The organism is Alistipes shahii WAL 8301, assembly GCF_025145845.1.
Classification (GTDB): Bacteria; Bacteroidota; Bacteroidia; order Bacteroidales; family Rikenellaceae; genus Alistipes; species Alistipes shahii.
In genome coordinates this window covers 2,785,569-2,804,169 of record NZ_CP102253.1, presented here as the reverse complement: position 1 = coordinate 2,804,169, position 18,601 = coordinate 2,785,569, and the positions used below count along the sequence as shown (strand labels likewise).

Annotated in this window: 10 protein-coding genes and 1 tRNA gene; 6 read left to right on the top strand and 5 right to left on the bottom strand. The window is 49.4% G+C overall.

Going from position 1 to position 18,601, the window contains the following annotated elements; translation table 11 throughout:
- Positions 1-29: 29 nt before the first annotated feature.
- The 5 genes from NQ492_RS11715 to NQ492_RS11695 all read right to left on the bottom strand — a co-directional run bounded on the left by NQ492_RS11715 (position 30) and on the right by NQ492_RS11695 (position 7,870).
- Positions 30-1,229, bottom strand: a complete 1,200-nt coding sequence (locus tag NQ492_RS11715) for a site-specific integrase (RefSeq protein WP_015546244.1) — start codon at positions 1,227-1,229, stop codon at positions 30-32.
- A 105-nt stretch (positions 1,230-1,334) separates the two neighbouring features.
- Positions 1,335-1,407: transfer RNA gene (locus NQ492_RS11710), tRNA-Phe, on the bottom strand.
- A gap of 191 nt (positions 1,408-1,598) precedes the next feature.
- Positions 1,599-3,155, bottom strand: coding sequence for a RagB/SusD family nutrient uptake outer membrane protein (locus NQ492_RS11705; RefSeq protein WP_015546243.1), 1,557 nt, complete (start codon positions 3,153-3,155; stop codon positions 1,599-1,601).
- 38 nt (positions 3,156-3,193) lie between these two features.
- On the bottom strand, positions 3,194-6,370 hold the full coding sequence (locus tag NQ492_RS11700) for a SusC/RagA family TonB-linked outer membrane protein (RefSeq protein WP_083810171.1): 3,177 nt from the start codon (positions 6,368-6,370) through the stop codon (positions 3,194-3,196).
- Positions 6,371-6,625: 255 nt separating this feature from the next.
- A complete protein-coding gene (locus NQ492_RS11695) occupies positions 6,626-7,870 on the bottom strand; it encodes a site-specific integrase (protein ID WP_015546242.1) in 1,245 nt (414 codons plus the stop codon).
- Positions 7,871-8,231: 361 nt separating this feature from the next.
- On the opposite strand from NQ492_RS11695, the gene NQ492_RS11690 reads away from it, so the two are divergent.
- The 6 genes from NQ492_RS11690 (at position 8,232) to NQ492_RS11665 (ending at position 18,518) form a co-directional block, all read left to right on the top strand.
- Positions 8,232-8,810, top strand: coding sequence for an RNA polymerase sigma-70 factor (locus NQ492_RS11690; RefSeq protein WP_015546241.1), 579 nt, complete (start codon positions 8,232-8,234; stop codon positions 8,808-8,810).
- Positions 8,811-8,906: 96 nt separating this feature from the next.
- Positions 8,907-9,842 (top strand): FecR family protein, encoded by a 936-nt coding sequence (locus tag NQ492_RS11685; RefSeq protein ID WP_044054007.1) that lies wholly within the window; start codon positions 8,907-8,909, stop codon positions 9,840-9,842.
- Positions 9,843-10,027: 185 nt separating this feature from the next.
- A complete protein-coding gene (locus tag NQ492_RS11680) occupies positions 10,028-13,348 on the top strand; it encodes a SusC/RagA family TonB-linked outer membrane protein (RefSeq protein ID WP_015546239.1) in 3,321 nt (1,106 codons plus the stop codon).
- A gap of 15 nt (positions 13,349-13,363) precedes the next feature.
- Positions 13,364-14,938 carry a SusD/RagB family nutrient-binding outer membrane lipoprotein gene (locus NQ492_RS11675; RefSeq protein WP_015546238.1) on the top strand — a complete coding sequence of 525 codons (1,575 nt, stop codon included), beginning with the start codon at positions 13,364-13,366 and terminating at the stop codon, positions 14,936-14,938.
- A gap of 32 nt (positions 14,939-14,970) precedes the next feature.
- Entirely contained in the window at positions 14,971-17,289 is a 2,319-nt protein-coding gene (locus NQ492_RS11670; protein WP_168950004.1) for a glycoside hydrolase family 18, read from the top strand.
- Between the two features lie 20 nt (positions 17,290-17,309).
- Entirely contained in the window at positions 17,310-18,518 is a 1,209-nt protein-coding gene (locus tag NQ492_RS11665; protein ID WP_015546236.1) for a DUF1735 and LamG domain-containing protein, read from the top strand.
- Positions 18,519-18,601: the final 83 nt, after the last annotated feature.

Below are 18,601 nucleotides of genomic sequence, written 5' to 3'. Positions count from 1 at the left end.
TTTATTGGTTCCCGACCTCCTTTTTGCCTTTACAATAGATGTTGCATAGCTGCGTCGATTTGGCTGTTCTCGAAACTATCCAAATAGATTTGCGTTACCTTTTCAGAACTATGCCCCAGCGATTCACATATTATTGACGTGCTAACTCCCTCACGTTTCAATACGGTAGCAAAGCTATGCCGTGAAACATAGGTTGTTAAGTCGATAGGTATTTCCAATTCTTTCCCTACCTCTTTCAATCGTTCATTCACTTTGGAAATGACTTTATGAACTCGATTGCGTTGCTGTTGCTCGGTCTTATGAAAAGCAGAAAGGATTGGAAACAAAAAGAGCGCACCGTCTTGTTGGTAACGCTCTATAATCTCCTGTGCTTTGGGCTGTAAAGGTAGCCTTATCAACTTATGCGTTTTTCGTCGTGTGTAGATTAGTCGCCCGTCCACGATATTATCCATTTTAAGGTAGGCTATATCCACGAAATTGATTCCACCCATGAAGTAACCGAACGCAAACAAATCGACTGCAAATTGCTTGTAGAAATCATCACAACGGTATTCGATAATCCGCATGATGTCAGCCTTGCTTATTGCTCGCTTTGCCGTCGCTTGGTGCAGTTTGGAAACCTTGTAGGATTTGAACGGGTAATATTCCGCTTTCACACACTTTTCCTCTATGGCTACATTATAGACTGCTCGTAAAGTACGGAATCGACGGCCTATTGTGTTTTCTGAAAAGCCCTGTCCCCGCAACCATGTTTCATAGCGTTTCAGCCAAACCGTGTCGATGTCTGAAAAATATATGTTCAGATGCCCGTTGAATTTCAGCAAGGAATTGTAGACCTCTCTGTGCGATAACGCATAGCCCGTTCGCCCCGTTTGTTTCAAGTTCTCGATTTGAGATTGGAACACCTCGCCAACGGTGCGTTTAGTAGTCTTATCTGCAACTCTTTCATGTAACGATGTTGCGGTAAACTCTTTTTTCTCGGCCTGCAATTCAATCATCTTTGCACGATAGGCATCTATTTTATCTGCAATAAGGCGTTCGATATGCAACCGATTAGGGCAATTTCTACGTGGTCTGTTTTTCTCGAAATCCCACAATGCAGGATTGACCGAAACACCGATACTGGAATATTTTAACTTACGGTCTTTCGTGATTCGTAACATTAGTGGTGATTCATTGTTAGCCAATACTTTGGACTTGTAGCAAACAACCTCGATTGTGGCACTCATGGTTTAAACAACGGTTTAAACAACCTGTTCAAACGTGCATAAAACCGCTACGAAAAAGACAAAAGAAAAACCACCTACATTGCTGTAAGTGGTTGATTTTCTTCGTGGTGCCAACGGGAATCGAACCAGTGACACAAGGATTTTCAGTCCTTTGCTCTACCAACTGAGCTATGGCACCATCCGCGAAAAACGGGGTATTCCCTGTTATCGTGGTGCAAAGATAAGCAAAAAATTTAATACTGCAAATGCCTCATGCAATTTTGTCGGTAAATTTTTCCCGGCCTGGCAAAAAAACTACCGACCCGGAAATCAGAAAAAAGTCCGCTACCCAAACGGACAGCGGACTTGACAGGCATGATACAGAGACGCTTAATTCGTTTTATTCTGGTTCGCCTCGCCGATTTCCGGGTTGGCAATCACGACGGAACGCGGCAGCTGGAACCGCATACCGGATTCGTTCTGCTCCCACATGGCTTTGTAAATGTGGTTGTTCGCAACGCCTGCCGCCGTCATCGCGGCATCGTCCCGGCGATCAATCGGCATATTCAAACGCCGGCGGTCGAGCCACTCCAGAGCGCCCTCCATCCACATCTCGATACGTTTCTGAAGAATGATCTCCTCGACGACATCGTCGAGCGAAGCGGCCGTGATGTCATAACCCGGATCGCGGTAGGTCGTCACGTAATCCTTGAGCGTCTTCTTGGCCGCGGCGATGTTGCTGTGCGCCTCGGCTTCAGCCTTGATGAAGACGGCCTCTTCGGCGCGCATATAGATCAGATCGGTATTGTTCCAGTCGCCGTTGTAACTGCGGAACTTGACCGAGACGTACTCCGAACGCGCTTTCACGCCCGAAGCAAGCGTATTGGGCAGGTTGGAAGGCAGGAGGCAGGCATAACCGCTCGTCGCAGCGTCCGGGTCCGGATTGTCCGTCTTGTTGAGCCACCAGCCGCGACGCACGTCGGTCGGATTCAGACGCGCATAGAGGTAGGAGTGGATCGGACGCTCGGCCCACATACCCGCATAACCGCTCATGTAGGGGTCCATCTGCGAACACCAGGTAGCCCATGTCTGGCAGTTGTCGGCCGTCATCTTGAAGCCGAAGATCAGACTCGGAACGTTCTCGATACGGTTGAAGCCGCTGTTGTAGTTCTCCTTGGAGACGAGCGTGTATTTGGCCAGAATATCGTCGGCCAGCGAGACGGCTTTCCCCCAGTCCTCCATGACCAATGCGACACGGGCGCGCAGAATGGCGGCCACGCTGGCGTCGAAATCGGTCCGGGAACCGGTGTCGTCGTATCCGATCTCCTCGAAAATACGCAGCGCTTCGTCCAGGTCGTCGGTAATGCGTTTGTAGACCTGCTCCATCGTGGCGCGCGGCAGATTCTGGCCGAGGGTCTCCTCGGTGGCCAGAGGCACGCCCGGAAGGTCCTTGTTCGCCGCCGAGTAGGGATACTGGTACACGTTGATCAGGTGGTAGTAGCCGAACGCGCGGGAGGTCAGCGCACGGGCGCGGTAGGCCTTCATCGTCTCCGACTCGGCGGAAGCGTCGAGGGTCGCCGTCGCGAGAATCTCATTGGCCGTGGCGATCGGAATGTAGAACATGTTCCACACGTTGAAAGTCGGCGTATACTCCTCCTGCCAGTAGTCGTTGATATACATGTAAAGGTTCATGCTGTGTTGCAGCAGCAGGGTCATGTCCTGCCCGGTCATGCCGAACGCAAGTTCGAACCCTTTGAAACCGGTCAGCCACTGAAGATCGTTCTTGTAATAGGTGGCATAGTGGGTGTAAATGGACGCCTCGATACCCTGAAGCACCTTGTCCGGGTCCTCCTTGGCCACCTCGTCACGGGTCTCCGAAGAGACTTTTCCCGAAGGGTCCACGTCGAAGATATCGTCGCTGCAGGATACCGCAACTGCCGCGCTCATTAAAAATATCAGTATTTTTTTCATATCAATGTCGCTGCTTAGAAGTTAATATTGAGACCTACCGAAGTGGTGCGGATCGGCGAATAATACGTACCGTCCACGCTGTTCAAAGCGACCGTCGCGCCCTGACCGCCCATGCTCGTACGGGGATCGTAGCCCTTGCGCTTCGATGCGAAGAAGACGTTGTCGCAGGCGAAGTACACGCGAACGCTCTTGATGCCGATCTTGCTCATCCAGTTCGCCGGGAAGGTGTAGCCCAGCGTGATGTTGCGCAGGTTGAAGTAGGTTTTGCTGATCAGGAAACGATCCGACGAAGCGTTGATGTTCGAGTCGTTCGTGTTCCAGATCGGCGCCGAACCTTTCCCGGTCTCCGGATTCCAGGCGTCGGCATAGTTCTTCAGACGGTTCATCGGGAAATTCGCACTGCTGAACGCCGAGAAGTCGTAATCGTAGCCGTAGCCGCCGAACTGGAAGTTGGTCATAATCGTCAGGTCGAGGCTCTTCCAACGCAGCGTGGTGTTCAGGCCGCCCGTGAAATCGGGAAGCGCGCTCTTCTCCAGCAGGTACTGCGTGGCCTCGGTAGCATCGCCGGTCGTGACTTTTTCCACGCCGACAACGTTGCCGGCGTCGTCCAGAATATCCTGATCCATGTACCAAAGCGAGTTGCCCTTCTCATCCAGACCTGCGAACTGCCGCATCTCCCAGCGGTAGATGTCCTTGCCTTCGTAAATGCGCTGGTTGCCGTTGGGCATGCCCGAGACTTTGTACTCGTCGGGCAGGTTGAGCATCTTGTTGGCATAGGTGTAACCGTTGACCGACATGTCCCAGTACCAGTCCTTTTTCTGGATGAGCTTGACGTTCAAGTCGAATTCGAAGCCCGAATTGCGCAGTTTGCCGACGTTGTACCAGTCGTAGGCGCGGCCCGTCGAAATATCCTTCGTACGCTTGAAGAGCAGACCGTCCGACACGCGGATGAAGTAGTCCATCGTCAGGTTGATGCGGTCGTTCAGCAGACCCACGTCCAGACCCAGATCGAACGTCTTCTGCTTCTCCCACGTCAGATCGGGATTGCCGTAGTAATAGATCTCCGTACCCAGCTTGCCTTCGGAAATGGTAACCGTATACTGGTCGGTATAGGGATAGTAGTTGGCCAGGTCCTCGTTACCCTGCGTACCGTACGTGGCGCGGAGTTTCAGCTCCGAAAGCCAGCTGTGCGTACTCTCCATGAACTTCTCGGCTCCGATGCGCCACGAAGCGCCGACGGACCAGAACGTGCCCCAGGGATTGTATTTGAAACGCGAGGTTCCGTCGCGGCGGATACCGCCCGAGAAATAATAACGGTTGTCGTAGTTGTACTCCAGTTTGCCGAAGAAACCCTGAATGCGCAGCACGTCCTGATAGCCGTTGATCGACCCCATCTCGCCGGCGTTGTTCAGCTGCGGATTCTTGGGATCGTAAATGTTCGTCTTCTCGACCTCGGCGTAATCGCGCACCCAGCTGTTGTACTCATGTCCGATCAGCGCATTGATATTGTGGCGTCCGACGGATTTTTTGTAATTGAGCATCTGGATCAGGTTCAGATCGTAAACGTCCGTAGACTTTTTGTTGATCCGGCCCTTGGAACCGCGTCCGGCGCCGATCGTGGGGTTATAGAACAGCAGTTCGTCGGAGGCGCGATAGCCCAGCGACATGCTCGAGGTGAAGGTGAAGTCGCGCAGGAAATAGATCTCCCCGTAAGCGCGGCCCTGCAAGTTGTTGCGTTTGATGTCGCGCGTGTCCATCTTCAGCATGGCGATGATGTTCTGACCCGAGGTTCCGGGACGGGTCGTCGTGCCGTCGGTCTGCCCCGTACCCAGGTCGTAAACCTTGTCGCCGTTTTCGTCATACTTGATTTTCCCCTCGGCATCGCGGGCGTAGACCGGAAAAACCGGCTCCCACGAACGCGCCGTGGCGAACGCCGACGAAGCGAGGCTGCTGCCCTCCAGAATGTTGTTCTGCACCGTGTGGGCATAGGAGAGGTTGGCGCCCACCTTGATCCACTTGCGGAGCTTGGTGTTGACGTTCACACGGGCGCTGTAACGCTCGAAATCCGATTCGATCACATAGGATTCGTCCTTGAGGTAACCCAGCGAGATGAAATAATCGGACTTCTCGTTCCCGCCGCTGACCGAAACGTTCGTCTCGTTACGGAATCCGGTCTTGAAGAGTTCGTCCTGCAGGCGCTCGCTGTACATGCGCCGGGCCGACGGGTCGAGTTTGCCGGTCGCAGGGTCGATCAGGTAGGTCGACGAATATTTGTAGGGGTTGTAATTTCCGTGTGCACCCAGCACCTCCTGCGAGGCATAGAGCGCCGCGGCAGCCAGATCACCGCCGCCCTCTTCGGGGCTTGACGCCCACTTCGTGTCGCGCATCGTGCGCCACTGCGCCTCGAGGTATTCGCCCGGATCGGTGATGATGTCATACTCGGGGACAGCGCGGGTGTTGATACCGAATCGCGTGTCGACGCTGATCGTGGGATTGTCCAGGCTGCCGCGCTTGGTCGTGATGAAAACCACGCCGTTCGCGGCGCGCGAACCGTAGAGCGAGTTGGCCGTGGCGTCCTTCGACACGGAGATCGACTCGATGTCGGCCGGGTTGATGTCGGACAGGCTGCCCTGATAGGGCGAGCCGTCGAGCACGATCAGCGCGCCGGTGCCCGCATTGAGCGAACCGACGCCGCGGACGTAGATCGCAGCGTCCGTACCGGGCTGGTTGGTGGCCGTAGTCAGCTGCACGCCGGGAACCGCTCCTTCGAGCATTTTCGAAACGGTCGAAACCTGACGCTTCGCAAGCTCCTCGCCGCGGATGGTGGCGATTGATCCCGTAAGGTCTTTTTTCGTCGTCGTGCCGAAAGCGGTCACCACGACATTCTCGATGGCCTGCGCATCTTCGTGCATCACGACTTCGACATGCGTCTTTCCGGCAACAGCCACTTTCCGGGTCTCGTAACCGATGAACGAAACCGCCAGCGTAGCGTCGGCGGGTGCAGCGATGGTGAATTTACCGTCCGTGCCCGTGGTCGTACCGGTCGACGTGCCGTCGACCATAACGGTTGCGCCCGCGACAGGCTTACCCTCCGCATCGGCAACTTTACCGGAAACCTGCCGGTTTTGGGCGAATCCATATACACAAAGCCCCAAAACGGCAATTAACGATAGTAGAATTTTTCTTACCATAAGCGTTAATTTTAATAAAATTTTAAAATAAAAAGTTCACAAGCAAAGGTATGAAATTGCTAACTCGTTTACAAATAAATTATTAAAATAATTTACCAGTATAACATATGTGTAGAAGATTGGTTGATAACGGTTACGATTTTGAAAATATCATCTCAAGGGGATTACAAATTGTAATCCCCTTTTCGGGTGTTTTCGGGTGTTTTGAGCGAATGTGTTAGCTGCGTGAACTTCTGCGTATATGTGAATCGGTCCTCAAAGGCGCTCCCGGACTTTTTCCAGGTCGGTATCGCGGTACAGCGTATCGAGGCGTTTCGAGAGCCGCTCCATGTCACCGTCGAGTTTCGAGTGGGTGATGGTCGCATAAATCTGCGTAGTCCGTATGTTCTTATGTCCCAGCAGCTTGCTGATCGTTTCGATCGCCATTCCCTGCGAAAGCGTGATCGTCGTGGCGAAGGTGTGCCGGGCCGAATGGAACGTGATGTGCCGGGGAATGCCCGCCAGAGACATAATGCGTTCGAGGCAGATGTTGCACCAGCCGTTGCTCGGCAGGCGGAATATCCGCGCATTCCGCTGCATCGGTTTGTATTTCAGCAGAATGGTGTACGGTATCGCGAAGATGCGCACGTTGACCGCAGATCCTGTTTTGCGGCGGGTGGTGCTGATCCACAGCTGTTTGCCGTCCTGCTGGATATGCTGCGGGGTCAGCGTGCAGAGGTCGATGTAGGAGAGTCCCGTGAAGCAACTGAACAAAAATGCATCGCGTACCAACTGTAAGGTCATGTCGTCGAGGTCCAGACGGATCAGCTTGCGGATTTCGGTCATGGACAGGTAGTTTCGCGCGACGAATTCGCTGCGCAGTTTGTAATTCGCGAAGAGGTCCTTGGCCATGTGGCCCCGGCTGCGGGCCAGCATGAGGATGTGCTTGAACGCGATCATGTAGATCCACGTCGTGTTTTTCTTGTGTCCGCACTCCTGTGCGATGTAGTGGTGGAACCCCGTCAGGAACTCTTTGTCGAGTTCTTTGAACAGCAAATCCTTGCGGTTGAATTTGTCGTTGACGTAGTTTTCGAGATGCTTGTAAACACACCTATATTTATAGTAGGTCGTTTTGCTGCGGCTGATGCCCACCATCCGGCTGAACTCCTCGTTGTGATGCCTGAAGAAGGCCAGCAGCGTTTCGTTGCGCTGGTCGTTGCCGAAATACATCTCCTTGACCATTTTCGGAGTGACCAGGGCATGCTCGTAAAACAGCGTGTTGTAACATCTTTCGATGCGGAAACGAATCTGCGAGAGTTGTTCGTTGACATGTGAGGCAACCGCGCTGCGCCCTGCCGCCCGTCCCATACTCACATCCCAGAGATTCGGATTCACGGATAGTTGCGTGGACAGCTGCGTTCGCTGTCCGTTGATCGTAATGCGTCCCATGATCGGCGTGTTTCCATTGCGTAAAGGCGCATTCTTCTTGATGTAAAACAGTACTTTGAACGTGTTTCTCATTCCCTTCCTAACCTTTTTTAAACAATAAACAAACCGCGATAAAGGTAATGATAAAGTTACTGCCAAACGGTATATCAATTGGACCAAATAGCTTATACGGCACGGTTTAACCCTTCTTGTCCGGTAACTATCTGGTAACACAACCCGGACGCACGGAGGTGTCGTCCGTATATCTTACACGCTTAATACCAAACTATTAGGCATTTCTCGGGAAATGCGTTCCGGAACGCTGTAATTATCCTATATCCAGCAGTTTATTATCCGGAATCCGGGGCGATCGTTTTTTATTTTATAATAAGACAGAAAATGTTATCTTTGTTTTATAAAGTTTGGGCGTGAATCTGAGTAAATAGGGTAACATATGATGCGAAAAGCTGATGTTTCCTTCGAGGAACTTTATAATTGCTATAAAGTTCGTTTCGAAAGGTTTGCCATAAGTTATATACAAGATCGCAGTGTAGCGGAAGATATTGTAACCGATTCATTCGTCTATTGGTGGGAACACAGAGATCGAGTTGGATCGAAAGACGAAAATCCTGCGGCTTATATTCTTGCGACTATTCGACATAAATGTCTCAATCATCTGCGTGCGTTACAAGTTCGATTGCGGAGTCATAACGAGATCAGAGAATCTCAAAGTCGTATTGTGCAGGAGAATATCCGGTCGTTGGAGCTTTGTGATCCCGTCCATCTTTTTGCTGGAGAGGTTGAGGCTCTCGTTCGGCAAAGTTTGGAAGAACTACCGGAATTGACCCGTTATATTTTTATAGATCAACGCCTTAAGGGTAAGTCTTATCGGGATATTGCTGTCGAGTATGCCATTTCTGAACGACGAGTTGAAACTGAACTTGCCCGTGCATTGGATAAATTGCGTAGAAGATTGAAGGATTATCTGCCTGTGATACTTGTATCCTTGGTTCTAAGTCGTTTCATTCGTTGATTTTTCGTTTTTTACAAAAAAAATTATATTTTTTGCGGGAAACAGTCTCGCAGAAGTGTTTTATTTATGTAAGCGCCTGAAAAGGCTGCATGTAAGATGGAAAAAGAAACCTTATATCGTTTTTTTCGAGGAGAAACTACTCCTGATGAGCAGCAATGCTTGATGGATTGGCTTGATGCCGACGAAGAACACCGCCGAACATTTGATCGAGAACGACAAATGTATAATGCCTTGTTGTTGTTTGCTCCGCAGAAACAGGTTGCTTTCCGTCAGTCGATTGGCTTGCGGCGAATAATCGGATATGCAGCTCAAATTGCCGCAATGCTTGCTTTGGCAGTGGGGATCGGTTGGGGATATGTTTCCTATCACGAGCATTCCTGGGAAGCGCTTACAACTCGTATCTCTGCCCCTGAAGGGCAACGTGTCAATCTGAAATTGCAGGATGGCACTGAAGTGTGGCTCAATTCGGGTGCAGAACTTGAATATCCGTCTCTTTTTGCCGGGGATACTCGCCGGGTTCGGTTGGCCGGTGAAGCATTTTTCGATGTCAGCCACGATGCCAGCAAGCCGTTTGTCGTAGAAACTTTTGCGTGCCGGGTTGAAGTGCTCGGAACTCGCTTCAACGTGAATGCCGATGTGCAGCACTCTGGTTTTTCGACCACTTTGCTGCGTGGCAGTGTTCGCCTAACATCATTGGAGGATTCTCGACAGCAAGTTGTGCTCAAACCTGATGAAAAGGCCGTATTCGAAAATGGAAAATTGACCCTTCATAGAGCAGATGACCCTAACGAATATCTATGGGTCAAAGGGCTGATCTCTATCAGTGGGCTTGATTTCAAAGAGGTGATACATCGTATGGAGCATTGTTACGGCGTGCGTATCAACCTCAATGTTGCTCCAATACCAACATTGGAGGCAATGGGTAAACTTCGCATTTCCGACGGTATCGAGCATGCTCTCGGCATATTGCAGCGCAATTGCAAATTCAATTACATGTACAACCACGAAACCAACGAAATAACCATTTATTAGCTAACCTTTTATGAACCTTAAACCCACCTGCCTATGATGTAATTCCGCATCCTATTTTGCGCGTTATCTTTTTATAAAAAGATGCCCGAACTGCTGTCACAGTTTCGGGCACTGGAGGGTAACGTCGTTATTTGAATTAATTCCGGATATTTCCGGCTCATTATCCCTCTTTAATTTACAAAGATATGAAGAAAAAAACTATCAGGCAATCAAAACGTCTGATAATCTCGCTGTTCGTAACTTTCTTTTGTCTTACGGCCTCGGCTGCTCAGGCACAGACAGCGCTCGTAACCATTGATTTGCAACAGGTGAAGATGGTGCAGGTAATGGACGAAATCGAAAATCAGACCAAGTATTTGTTTATTTATGATAAAAATATGGACACGGGGCGTTTGGTCAATGTGCATGTTAATAAGCGTCCTGTTGCTGAGGCTCTTGATCAGATGGTGAAGGGAACAGATGTGGTTTATGAAATTCAAGGTTCCAATATTATTCTTACTGTCAGGAGCCAACAAACGGATGGTCCGAAAGTCGTGTCGGGAAAAGTAACGGACAATAAAGGTGATGCTGTGATAGGTGCGGCAATACTTGTCAAAGGAACGACTGTTGGCACGAGTTCAGGTGTCGACGGAGTTTATACGTTGCGTATTCCAGAAGTGAATGCAAATACTATGATAACGGTTAATTATCTGGGATATGAGCCGATTGAACTGCTTGTCGGCACCCGGGAGCGAATTGATATCGTTTTGCAGGAACAGTCGCTTGGTGTAGATGCTGTCGTGGTGACGGCGCTCGGTATCAAGAAACAGGAAAAAGCATTGACCTATAATGTTCAGGAGGTTTCTGGCTCTATTGTCAATACGGTTAAGGATGCCAATTTCGTCAATTCGCTTTCCGGAAAGATCGCAGGCTTGCAGATCAATGCCAGCGCTTCGGGAGCCGGAGGTTCGACGCGTGTGGTTATGCGTGGCGTGAAGTCGATCAACGGGGATAACAATGCACTTTATGTAGTTGACGGCATTCCGCTTCCGAGCCTGCGTTCTAAACAGACGGAAGGCATTTATGAAACGCCCGATGGTGGCGATTACGAAGGTATCGCCAACATCAACCCAGAGGACATCGAGTCGATGTCTGTATTGACGGGAGCTACGGCAGCCGCTCTCTATGGTTCACAGGGAGCCAACGGTGTGATCCTTATTACTACTAAAAAGGGACAAGAAGGACGTGTGCGTGTTAACTATGCCAACAATACAACCTTTTCATCGCCTTTCGTAATGCCTGAGTTTCAGAATACCTATGGTACGAGTTCAGACGCACCTTCAATGAGTTGGGGTGAGAAGTTGGTTTCCCCCCCCCATCGTTATGACCCCGAAGATTTTTTCCAGACCGGGTTTGATGAAACGAACTCGATTGGCATCACCGCTGGTACCGAGCGTAATCAGACTTATTTTTCGGCCGCTTCTGTAAACACGCGGGGCATTATTCCCAACAATGTCTACAACCGTTATAATTTTTCCTTGCGGAATTCCGCCGTGCTTCTGCCTGAAAAGCTGACGCTCGATTTGGGTGCTACTTATATGAAGCAGTATTCGCGGAATGCATTGGTGCAGGGTATCTATCACAATCCGCTGATCGGCGTCTATCTGTTTCCGCGAGGAGATGATATCCGTAAGTATCAACTTTACGAGCGTTATAATGCTGGTTTGGGTTACAGCGAACAATTTTGGGGTTTGGAATTCATTAATGGCGTGGAAAATCCTTATTGGGTTACCAATCGAGAGCTGTTCGAGAATAATATGCAGCGTTATACATTCAATGCTACGCTCAAATGGAATGTTACCGATTGGTTGACTCTGTCCGGTCGGGTGCGTACGGACAACACGCGGATGAATTATACGCGTAAAATCTATGCCTCTTCGAATACTCTTTTTGCATCGGAATATGGTAACTACTTGAACCATACAATGAGTCATAATAACCTCTATGCTGATGCCCTTTTGTCCATCGACAAGAGTTTTTTCGACAGAGCGCTTTCCCTGCAATTTAACTTGGGAGCCAGTCTTACGGATGACAAACATTCACTGGTCGGTTATGAGGGACATTTGGCCGGTATTCCGAATAAATTCACTTATAACAATATCGTATCGAGCGACCTGAACACACTACCCGGTCAAGAGAATTACCATGATCAGAATCAGGCCGTTTATGCCACGTTACAACTGGGTTGGAAAGGGATGCTTTATCTGGATGTGACGGCTCGTAACGAATGGGCTTCGCAGTTGGCTTTTACGGATGAATTGAATATCTTTTATCCTTCAGTAGGCCTTTCTGCCGTGATCTCGTCGATGGCAGATCTTTCGAAAACAGGCATTTCGTTCCTTAAAATTCGGACCTCGTACGCCGAGGTCGGCAACCCGCCGCAGCGTTACATTACGGGACGGAATTATTCGATCAAGGGAGGCGTTGTGACAACCGAAACTATCGCTCCTGCTACGCATTTGCGTCCGGAGCGTACCAAATCTTTCGAAGTAGGTATGAATGCAAAGTTTCTCGACAACAAGATCTGGGCTGATTTTACTTACTATAATACGGCGACTTATAACCAGTTGTTCTGCTATGACGCCCCTCCCTCGACCGGTTACAAGAAGGCCTATTTGAATGCCGGTAAAGTCAATAACTGGGGTATTGAGGCTGTTGCCGGCTATAAGAACACGTGGAAGAATTTCTCATGGTCGACGAGTTTCACTTTTTCGATGAACCGCAATACGATTCGCGAACTGGTTCCCGAAGGAACGATTGATCCCGTAACGGGAGCTGAAGTGAATCTTCCGGAAGTGAATATGGATTTCGGAGGTTATCGGGTTAAGTTGAAAAAGGGCGGCTCTATCGGAGATTTCTATGTGACAGGTCTTAAAACCGATGACAAAGGCAACATTTATGTCGATCCGAACTCGAATACGGTGACGACCGATCCCGACACCTGGATTTATGCAGGAAATACGGATGCGCGTGCCCGTTTGGGATGGAATAACCAGTTCTCCTGGAAAGGTATTTCACTCGGTGCATTGTTCGATGCGCGCATCGGCGGTCGCGGTGTGTCGGTGACACAAGCTTTGATGGACCGCTTCGGGGTTTCGGAAGCTTCGGTTGATGCTCGTGAAAACGGGATTCAGCTTTCGGAACATCAGATGCTTCCTGGTTCCGGAGCTCAGGAGTTCTTTAATAATACAGGCGACGGTATGGGCATGCTGGCTCGTTATGTCTACGATATGGATAACGTGCGTCTGCGGGAGCTTTCATTGGGTTATGACCTGCCTTCGAAATGGTTCCGTAACAAGATGCAGGCGACGGTGTCGCTTGTGGGCCGCAACCTTTGGATGCTTTATAACAAAGCTCCGTTCGATCCCGAACAGACCGCTTCGACAAGCACTTATTATCAGGGAATCGACTTTTTCATGCAGCCGAGTGTCCGTACAATCGGTTTCAGCGTGAGACTTCAATTCTAAAACGATAGAATCATCATGAAAAATACTTTATATAGAACCAAAATTGGTTTGGCTTTCGTTACGGCTTCGCTGTTGACAATGGTATCTTGTACGGGCGATTTCGAGCATTTCAATACCGACCCGAATTCCGCACAGCAAATCGACCCGACTACATTGATCACCTCCATGGAGCTGGATGCAATGTATCCCACTACGGGTGAAACGACGGTTCCTGTGAATAATTATCAGACAGGTTGGAACTTGTTGGCAGACCATTATGCCGGTTACATGGCATGTGCCAATCATTGGGAGGGTGGTATCAATCCACTCGTTTATAATTTGACGAATAATTGGCGCAGTACTGTCTTTTCGGTTGCATTTACGCAAGTGATGCCTGCATGGCTTCAACTCAAAGCGGCCTACGATCAGGGATTGGTTGCCGGCGAGGTGATGGCTGTCGGAGATATTCTGAAGGTTGTGACTCTTCACCGGGCCAGCGATATGTATGGTCCCCTGCCTGTACTCCATTTCGGGGAGGCGCGCTCGCCTTATGATGCTCAAGATGTACTTTACGACCATTTTTTCCAGACGCTCAATAATTCGATTTCCGTTTTGGAAGATTTTCTTGCTACAACGCCCGACAGCAAAGCGTTGGTGAAGGTTGATGCCGTTTATGGCGGGGATTTTGCCAAATGGCTGAAATTTGCCCGTTCGCTCAAACTGCGTCTGGCGATGCGTATCCGCTATGTCGAGCCGGACCTGGCCCTTCAATATGCGCAGGAAGCCATTGAGGGCGGGGTCATCACCTCGACGGATGAGAATGCCTTGTTGCAGACTTATCGCCAGATTACGGTCACCAATCCGTTGGAAATGATTTGGAACTCCTACAACGATGCCCGTATGGGAGCTTCGATGGATTCGTATCTGAATGGTTATGAAGATCCGCGCCGCGAGAAGATGTTCCAACCTGCGACCATTACCGGAGGAGGTTTTCATGGTGTGGTTAACGGTTTGGGGTCGACCGAACAGAAATTTTATACCAAGATGTCCGCTCCAAACATTTTCGGTGAGACTCCGATGCGTTGGCTGCTTGCTTCGGAGGTGGCTTTCCTGAAAGCGGAATTCAAACTGCTGAAAGGCGATAAGAGCGGGGCCAAATCCGATTATGAAGAGGGCATTCGTCTGTCGTTTCTCGAGAACGGATTGTCCGCATCTGATGCTGCCGATTATGCGCAGAGTATGAAGACCCCTGCCCGATTCATAGATATGTCGGAAAATCCGACCAAGTATTCAAAGAATGCATTAGGAACCGTTTCTGTGAAGTGGGCCGAAGATGGAAATGAGTTGGAGCGAATCATTACTCAAAAGTGGATCGCCCTCTACCCTAATGGGATGGAGGCATGGGCCGAGTTCCGTCGCACGGGTTTCCCGAAACTTTTCCCGATTAACGAAAATAGCAACGATCCGTCGATTGACAAAAATAAGCAGATTCGACGGGTGATTTTCCCCAAGAGCGAGTATGCGAACAACGCCGGAGCCGTGAATGCTGCGACGCGCTTGTTGGGAGGACCCGACAGTGGAGGTACCCGACTTTGGTGGGATGCCCGATAAAAGTCGAATAGAAATCACAAATGAATTTCATTATGAAAAATAGTATAAAACATTTTCTGTTGCCGCTCGTTTGTGGAATTGCGTTCATTTCCTGTGAGAAGCAGACCACTCCTGAGCCGGTTCAAATCCAACGTCCGGAATTACAGTCGCCCATCGTACGTGACGATGTTTATTATGCCCGTTTGCGTGCTTACAAGAAAACGGATCACAAACTCGCTTTCGGCTGGTTTGGTTCTTGGACAGCTATCAATCCTTCTGAACAAAGTCGCCTGCGCAGTGCCCCCGACTCGATGGATATTATTTCGATATGGAGTCAGTGGCACAGTCTGAGTCGGGAGCAGATCGAAGACAAAGCTTTCGTGCAGCAGGTATTGGGAACGAAGGTTGTTTTTTGTATTTCAGCAAAAGATGTTCCCGAAGAGTTCAAGGTTGACGGTCAGATCACCGATGAGTCTCTTAAAGATTATGCCAGAGCATGGGGTAAGGATTCGATTGATAAATATCAATATGACGGTATTGATATTGATTTCGAGACTGCTGCAGACCATTTGGGACCACTGAATACCACGCCCGGACTGTTCAAGAAGTTCTGCGAAGAGTTGAGCCAGTATATCGGTCCTAAATCGGGGACAGGGCGTTTGTTTCTGATCGATGGTAACATTGATGCTCTTGATCAGGGTATTGCAGAGCTTTGTAATTATGGTGTTTCGCAGGCTTATGGATGCTCGTCTGCGACCATGGGCTATACATCATTGACAAGCCGTACGGCAAGTGCAGAACGGGTGGGCTGGAAAGCCGATCAGCTTATTTTTACTGAAAATTTCGAATCTATGTGGAAAAGCGGCGGGATACTTCATACTACCTTGTCCGGCAAACAGATGATGTCGTTGCAAGGCATGGCCGATTTTGCGGTAAATGGTACTTCGTGCGGCTTTGGCGCTTATCACATGGAGTATGAATATGGCCATTCGGATATGCCTTATAAATATATGCGTCAGGCGATTCAGTATGCAAATCCTGCCCCGCATGGGGACTATTCGAAAAATTTGGTTACGTTGAACGAGGCAGGCGAGTACGCTTTCGAGATTCCGGTCTTTCCTTCGGGCATGAGCGAAGGGGTTCAGTTCTCATTGACGGCATCGTTGACGGGCGTACCAACAGCCGATGCAGATATTCCGCTGGTTGTGGACAACAGTCTGGTGACTGCTTATAATAATTATTATTATACGGAATATAAAACGCTGGATCCCGCACTTGTCTCTTTTTCCGGACCGCTTCATTTCGTGGCTGGGGCACAGGATTCGGAGACTCCAGTTATAGTAGGCATTACAGATATGACGGCGTTGGGTGATGAGGAATATTTGGTTCCAGTGCGTGTTGATTTCTCAAAGCATTCAGGTTTTTCTGCCAATACCGACAAAGAGGTTTGTTACCTTAAGTTGAAGACGAAGCAGCAGGTTTGTGTTCTGTCGCTTCCTGGAATGGAGCAGGTGACTGAAATCTCTGTGATGCAAGGAGAAGACGGTATGGTCATTGAGAAGAAAGGTTATACGTTGCAATTGCAGGCCTCCATCGGAGTGCCTGTCGATAGCAAATTTTCCATTGTGGCTGATCCTGCCTTAGTTGATAGTTATAACAAACAGCACGGCACGAAATACACCCCGATGTCTGCGAATGATGTAACGCTTCCAGACGAGTTGTTGCTTCCGAAAAATAGTCAGGCGACCACCCCTGTTGAGATTAAGGCTGTTGATTATGAAAAACTGACGTCGGACGGATCGATGGTGGTTTTGAAAGTCGATCTTGGCGGGAATGCGGATTTCAATACCATTGGAGATAAGGATGTTGTTAAATTCGTGGTATTCAAAAAGATGGAAGGGAATATTGAGGAAAATGCTACGCGGGTTCCCGGTACGGTGATTGCGGATATGAGCGGATGGACTTATGATGCTCCGGGTGCAGAAGGGCTCGTCTCTTCGCAAATGTTCGACGGAGCAATAGCGATGAATCAATCAGGCTGGTATATTACAAACGGCTCCGTGACGGCGACTGTCGATATGGTGAATGTTCATACGCTTGCAGGTTTCCGCATCCGTCCCATGTATGGTTTAGGCTATTATAAGGTATTACGGCTTTATGACGTGAAGACGAGCGAAGACGGTCAGCATTGGGTTTCGCAATCGGGGGATTCTTTCGTCTCTTTGGCTTTGAGCGGTGATGATTGGCAGTATGTGAAATTCTATAAGCCTGTTTCTTGCCGTTTTGTCCGAATGACCTATCGTTGCGATAAAGAGAGTGCATCTAATAGTTATGTAGGGTGCAATGAGTTCAATGCCATTGCTTCGAATTAATTGTTAAATACGAAAAAACTATGAACCTGAAATATTTTATTGTTTTTGTCGCAGGTATGGCTGCTCTTGCAGGGTGTCAGGAGGCTTCCGAATACATACCGTCGATTTATATCACCGAGGCACAGCGGCAAGAGGTTAAAACCATTACGATCTCCCAAGCTGGAGAAAAAGCCGAATTTACAGTTTCGGCGGCACAGATTGTCGACCGTGATACGCATGTGTCGTTTGAAGCATGTCCGGAACTGGTTGCGGATTATAATGACAGATACGGACGGACTGCCGTTGCACTCGAAGACTTTACGTTTGCGAAAAAAGAAGTGGTGATTGCTGCCGGTAAAAATGTTTCGGAAAGTGTCGAAGTTGTCGTGAACGAGGAACTGAAACCGGGAACATTCTATTGTCTGCCGGTCAAGATCGCCTCTACGGACGGAGGCATGTCGATCTTGGAATCGTCGAGTAAGCTTTTTCTTGTATTCCGGGCACCGGTTAGGAGTAAAGCGGTCTATATTGGGTCAGGCAACAAGTGCTTTGTTCCGACTTTCCCCGAGCATCCCTCATTTGAAGGATTGAATCTCGAAACGATGCAGGAGGTGACGCTTGAGTGCCGTGTTATGGTCAACTCATTCACGAAGAGCGATCCCTACATTTCGTCGATTATGGGATTTGAGGGTGATGTTTGTATGCGTTTCGGCGACGTGAAGATCGGCTATGACGTGCTCCAGGTCTGCAAGGGTGATTATCAGCCGGCAGCTATCAATTCTCCTTGTGCTCCGAACCTGTGGTATCACGTGGCCGCCGTGTGGTCGCGCTCTACATTACGTGTTTATATTGACGGAAAGTTTGTTGCTGAGCAGACGCACAAGGGCGAAACTGTCAACCTTGCTGGATACCATAAATTGGGCCGTACTGGAATTGGCTTCAGTTTGGGTGCAGCTTCGGTTTATAACAATAACCGTCCGCTTAACGGTTATTTGGCCGAGGCACGTGTCTGGTCGCGGGCGCTCTCGTCGAATGAAATCGCCAACAACAAGGATTTGGTGGTTGTCGATCCGCAGTCGCCCGGCTTGCTGGCCTATTGGAAGATGAACGAATGCGAAGTGCTTGAAGAGCCTCGTAGAGACCCGATTCTTAATCGCATTTTCTATAATCGGATTGTCGATCAGACGGGCCACGGATATGATGCCTACGGGGAAGGAAGAAATCCGGATTTTATTGACACCAATTGGTAAGCGACATACATTTTTTCGAAATGGTCCTGTTTTTTGAATCCCTATTTTAAGCAACGGACCTCGTTGTACGGAAAAATGCAGTG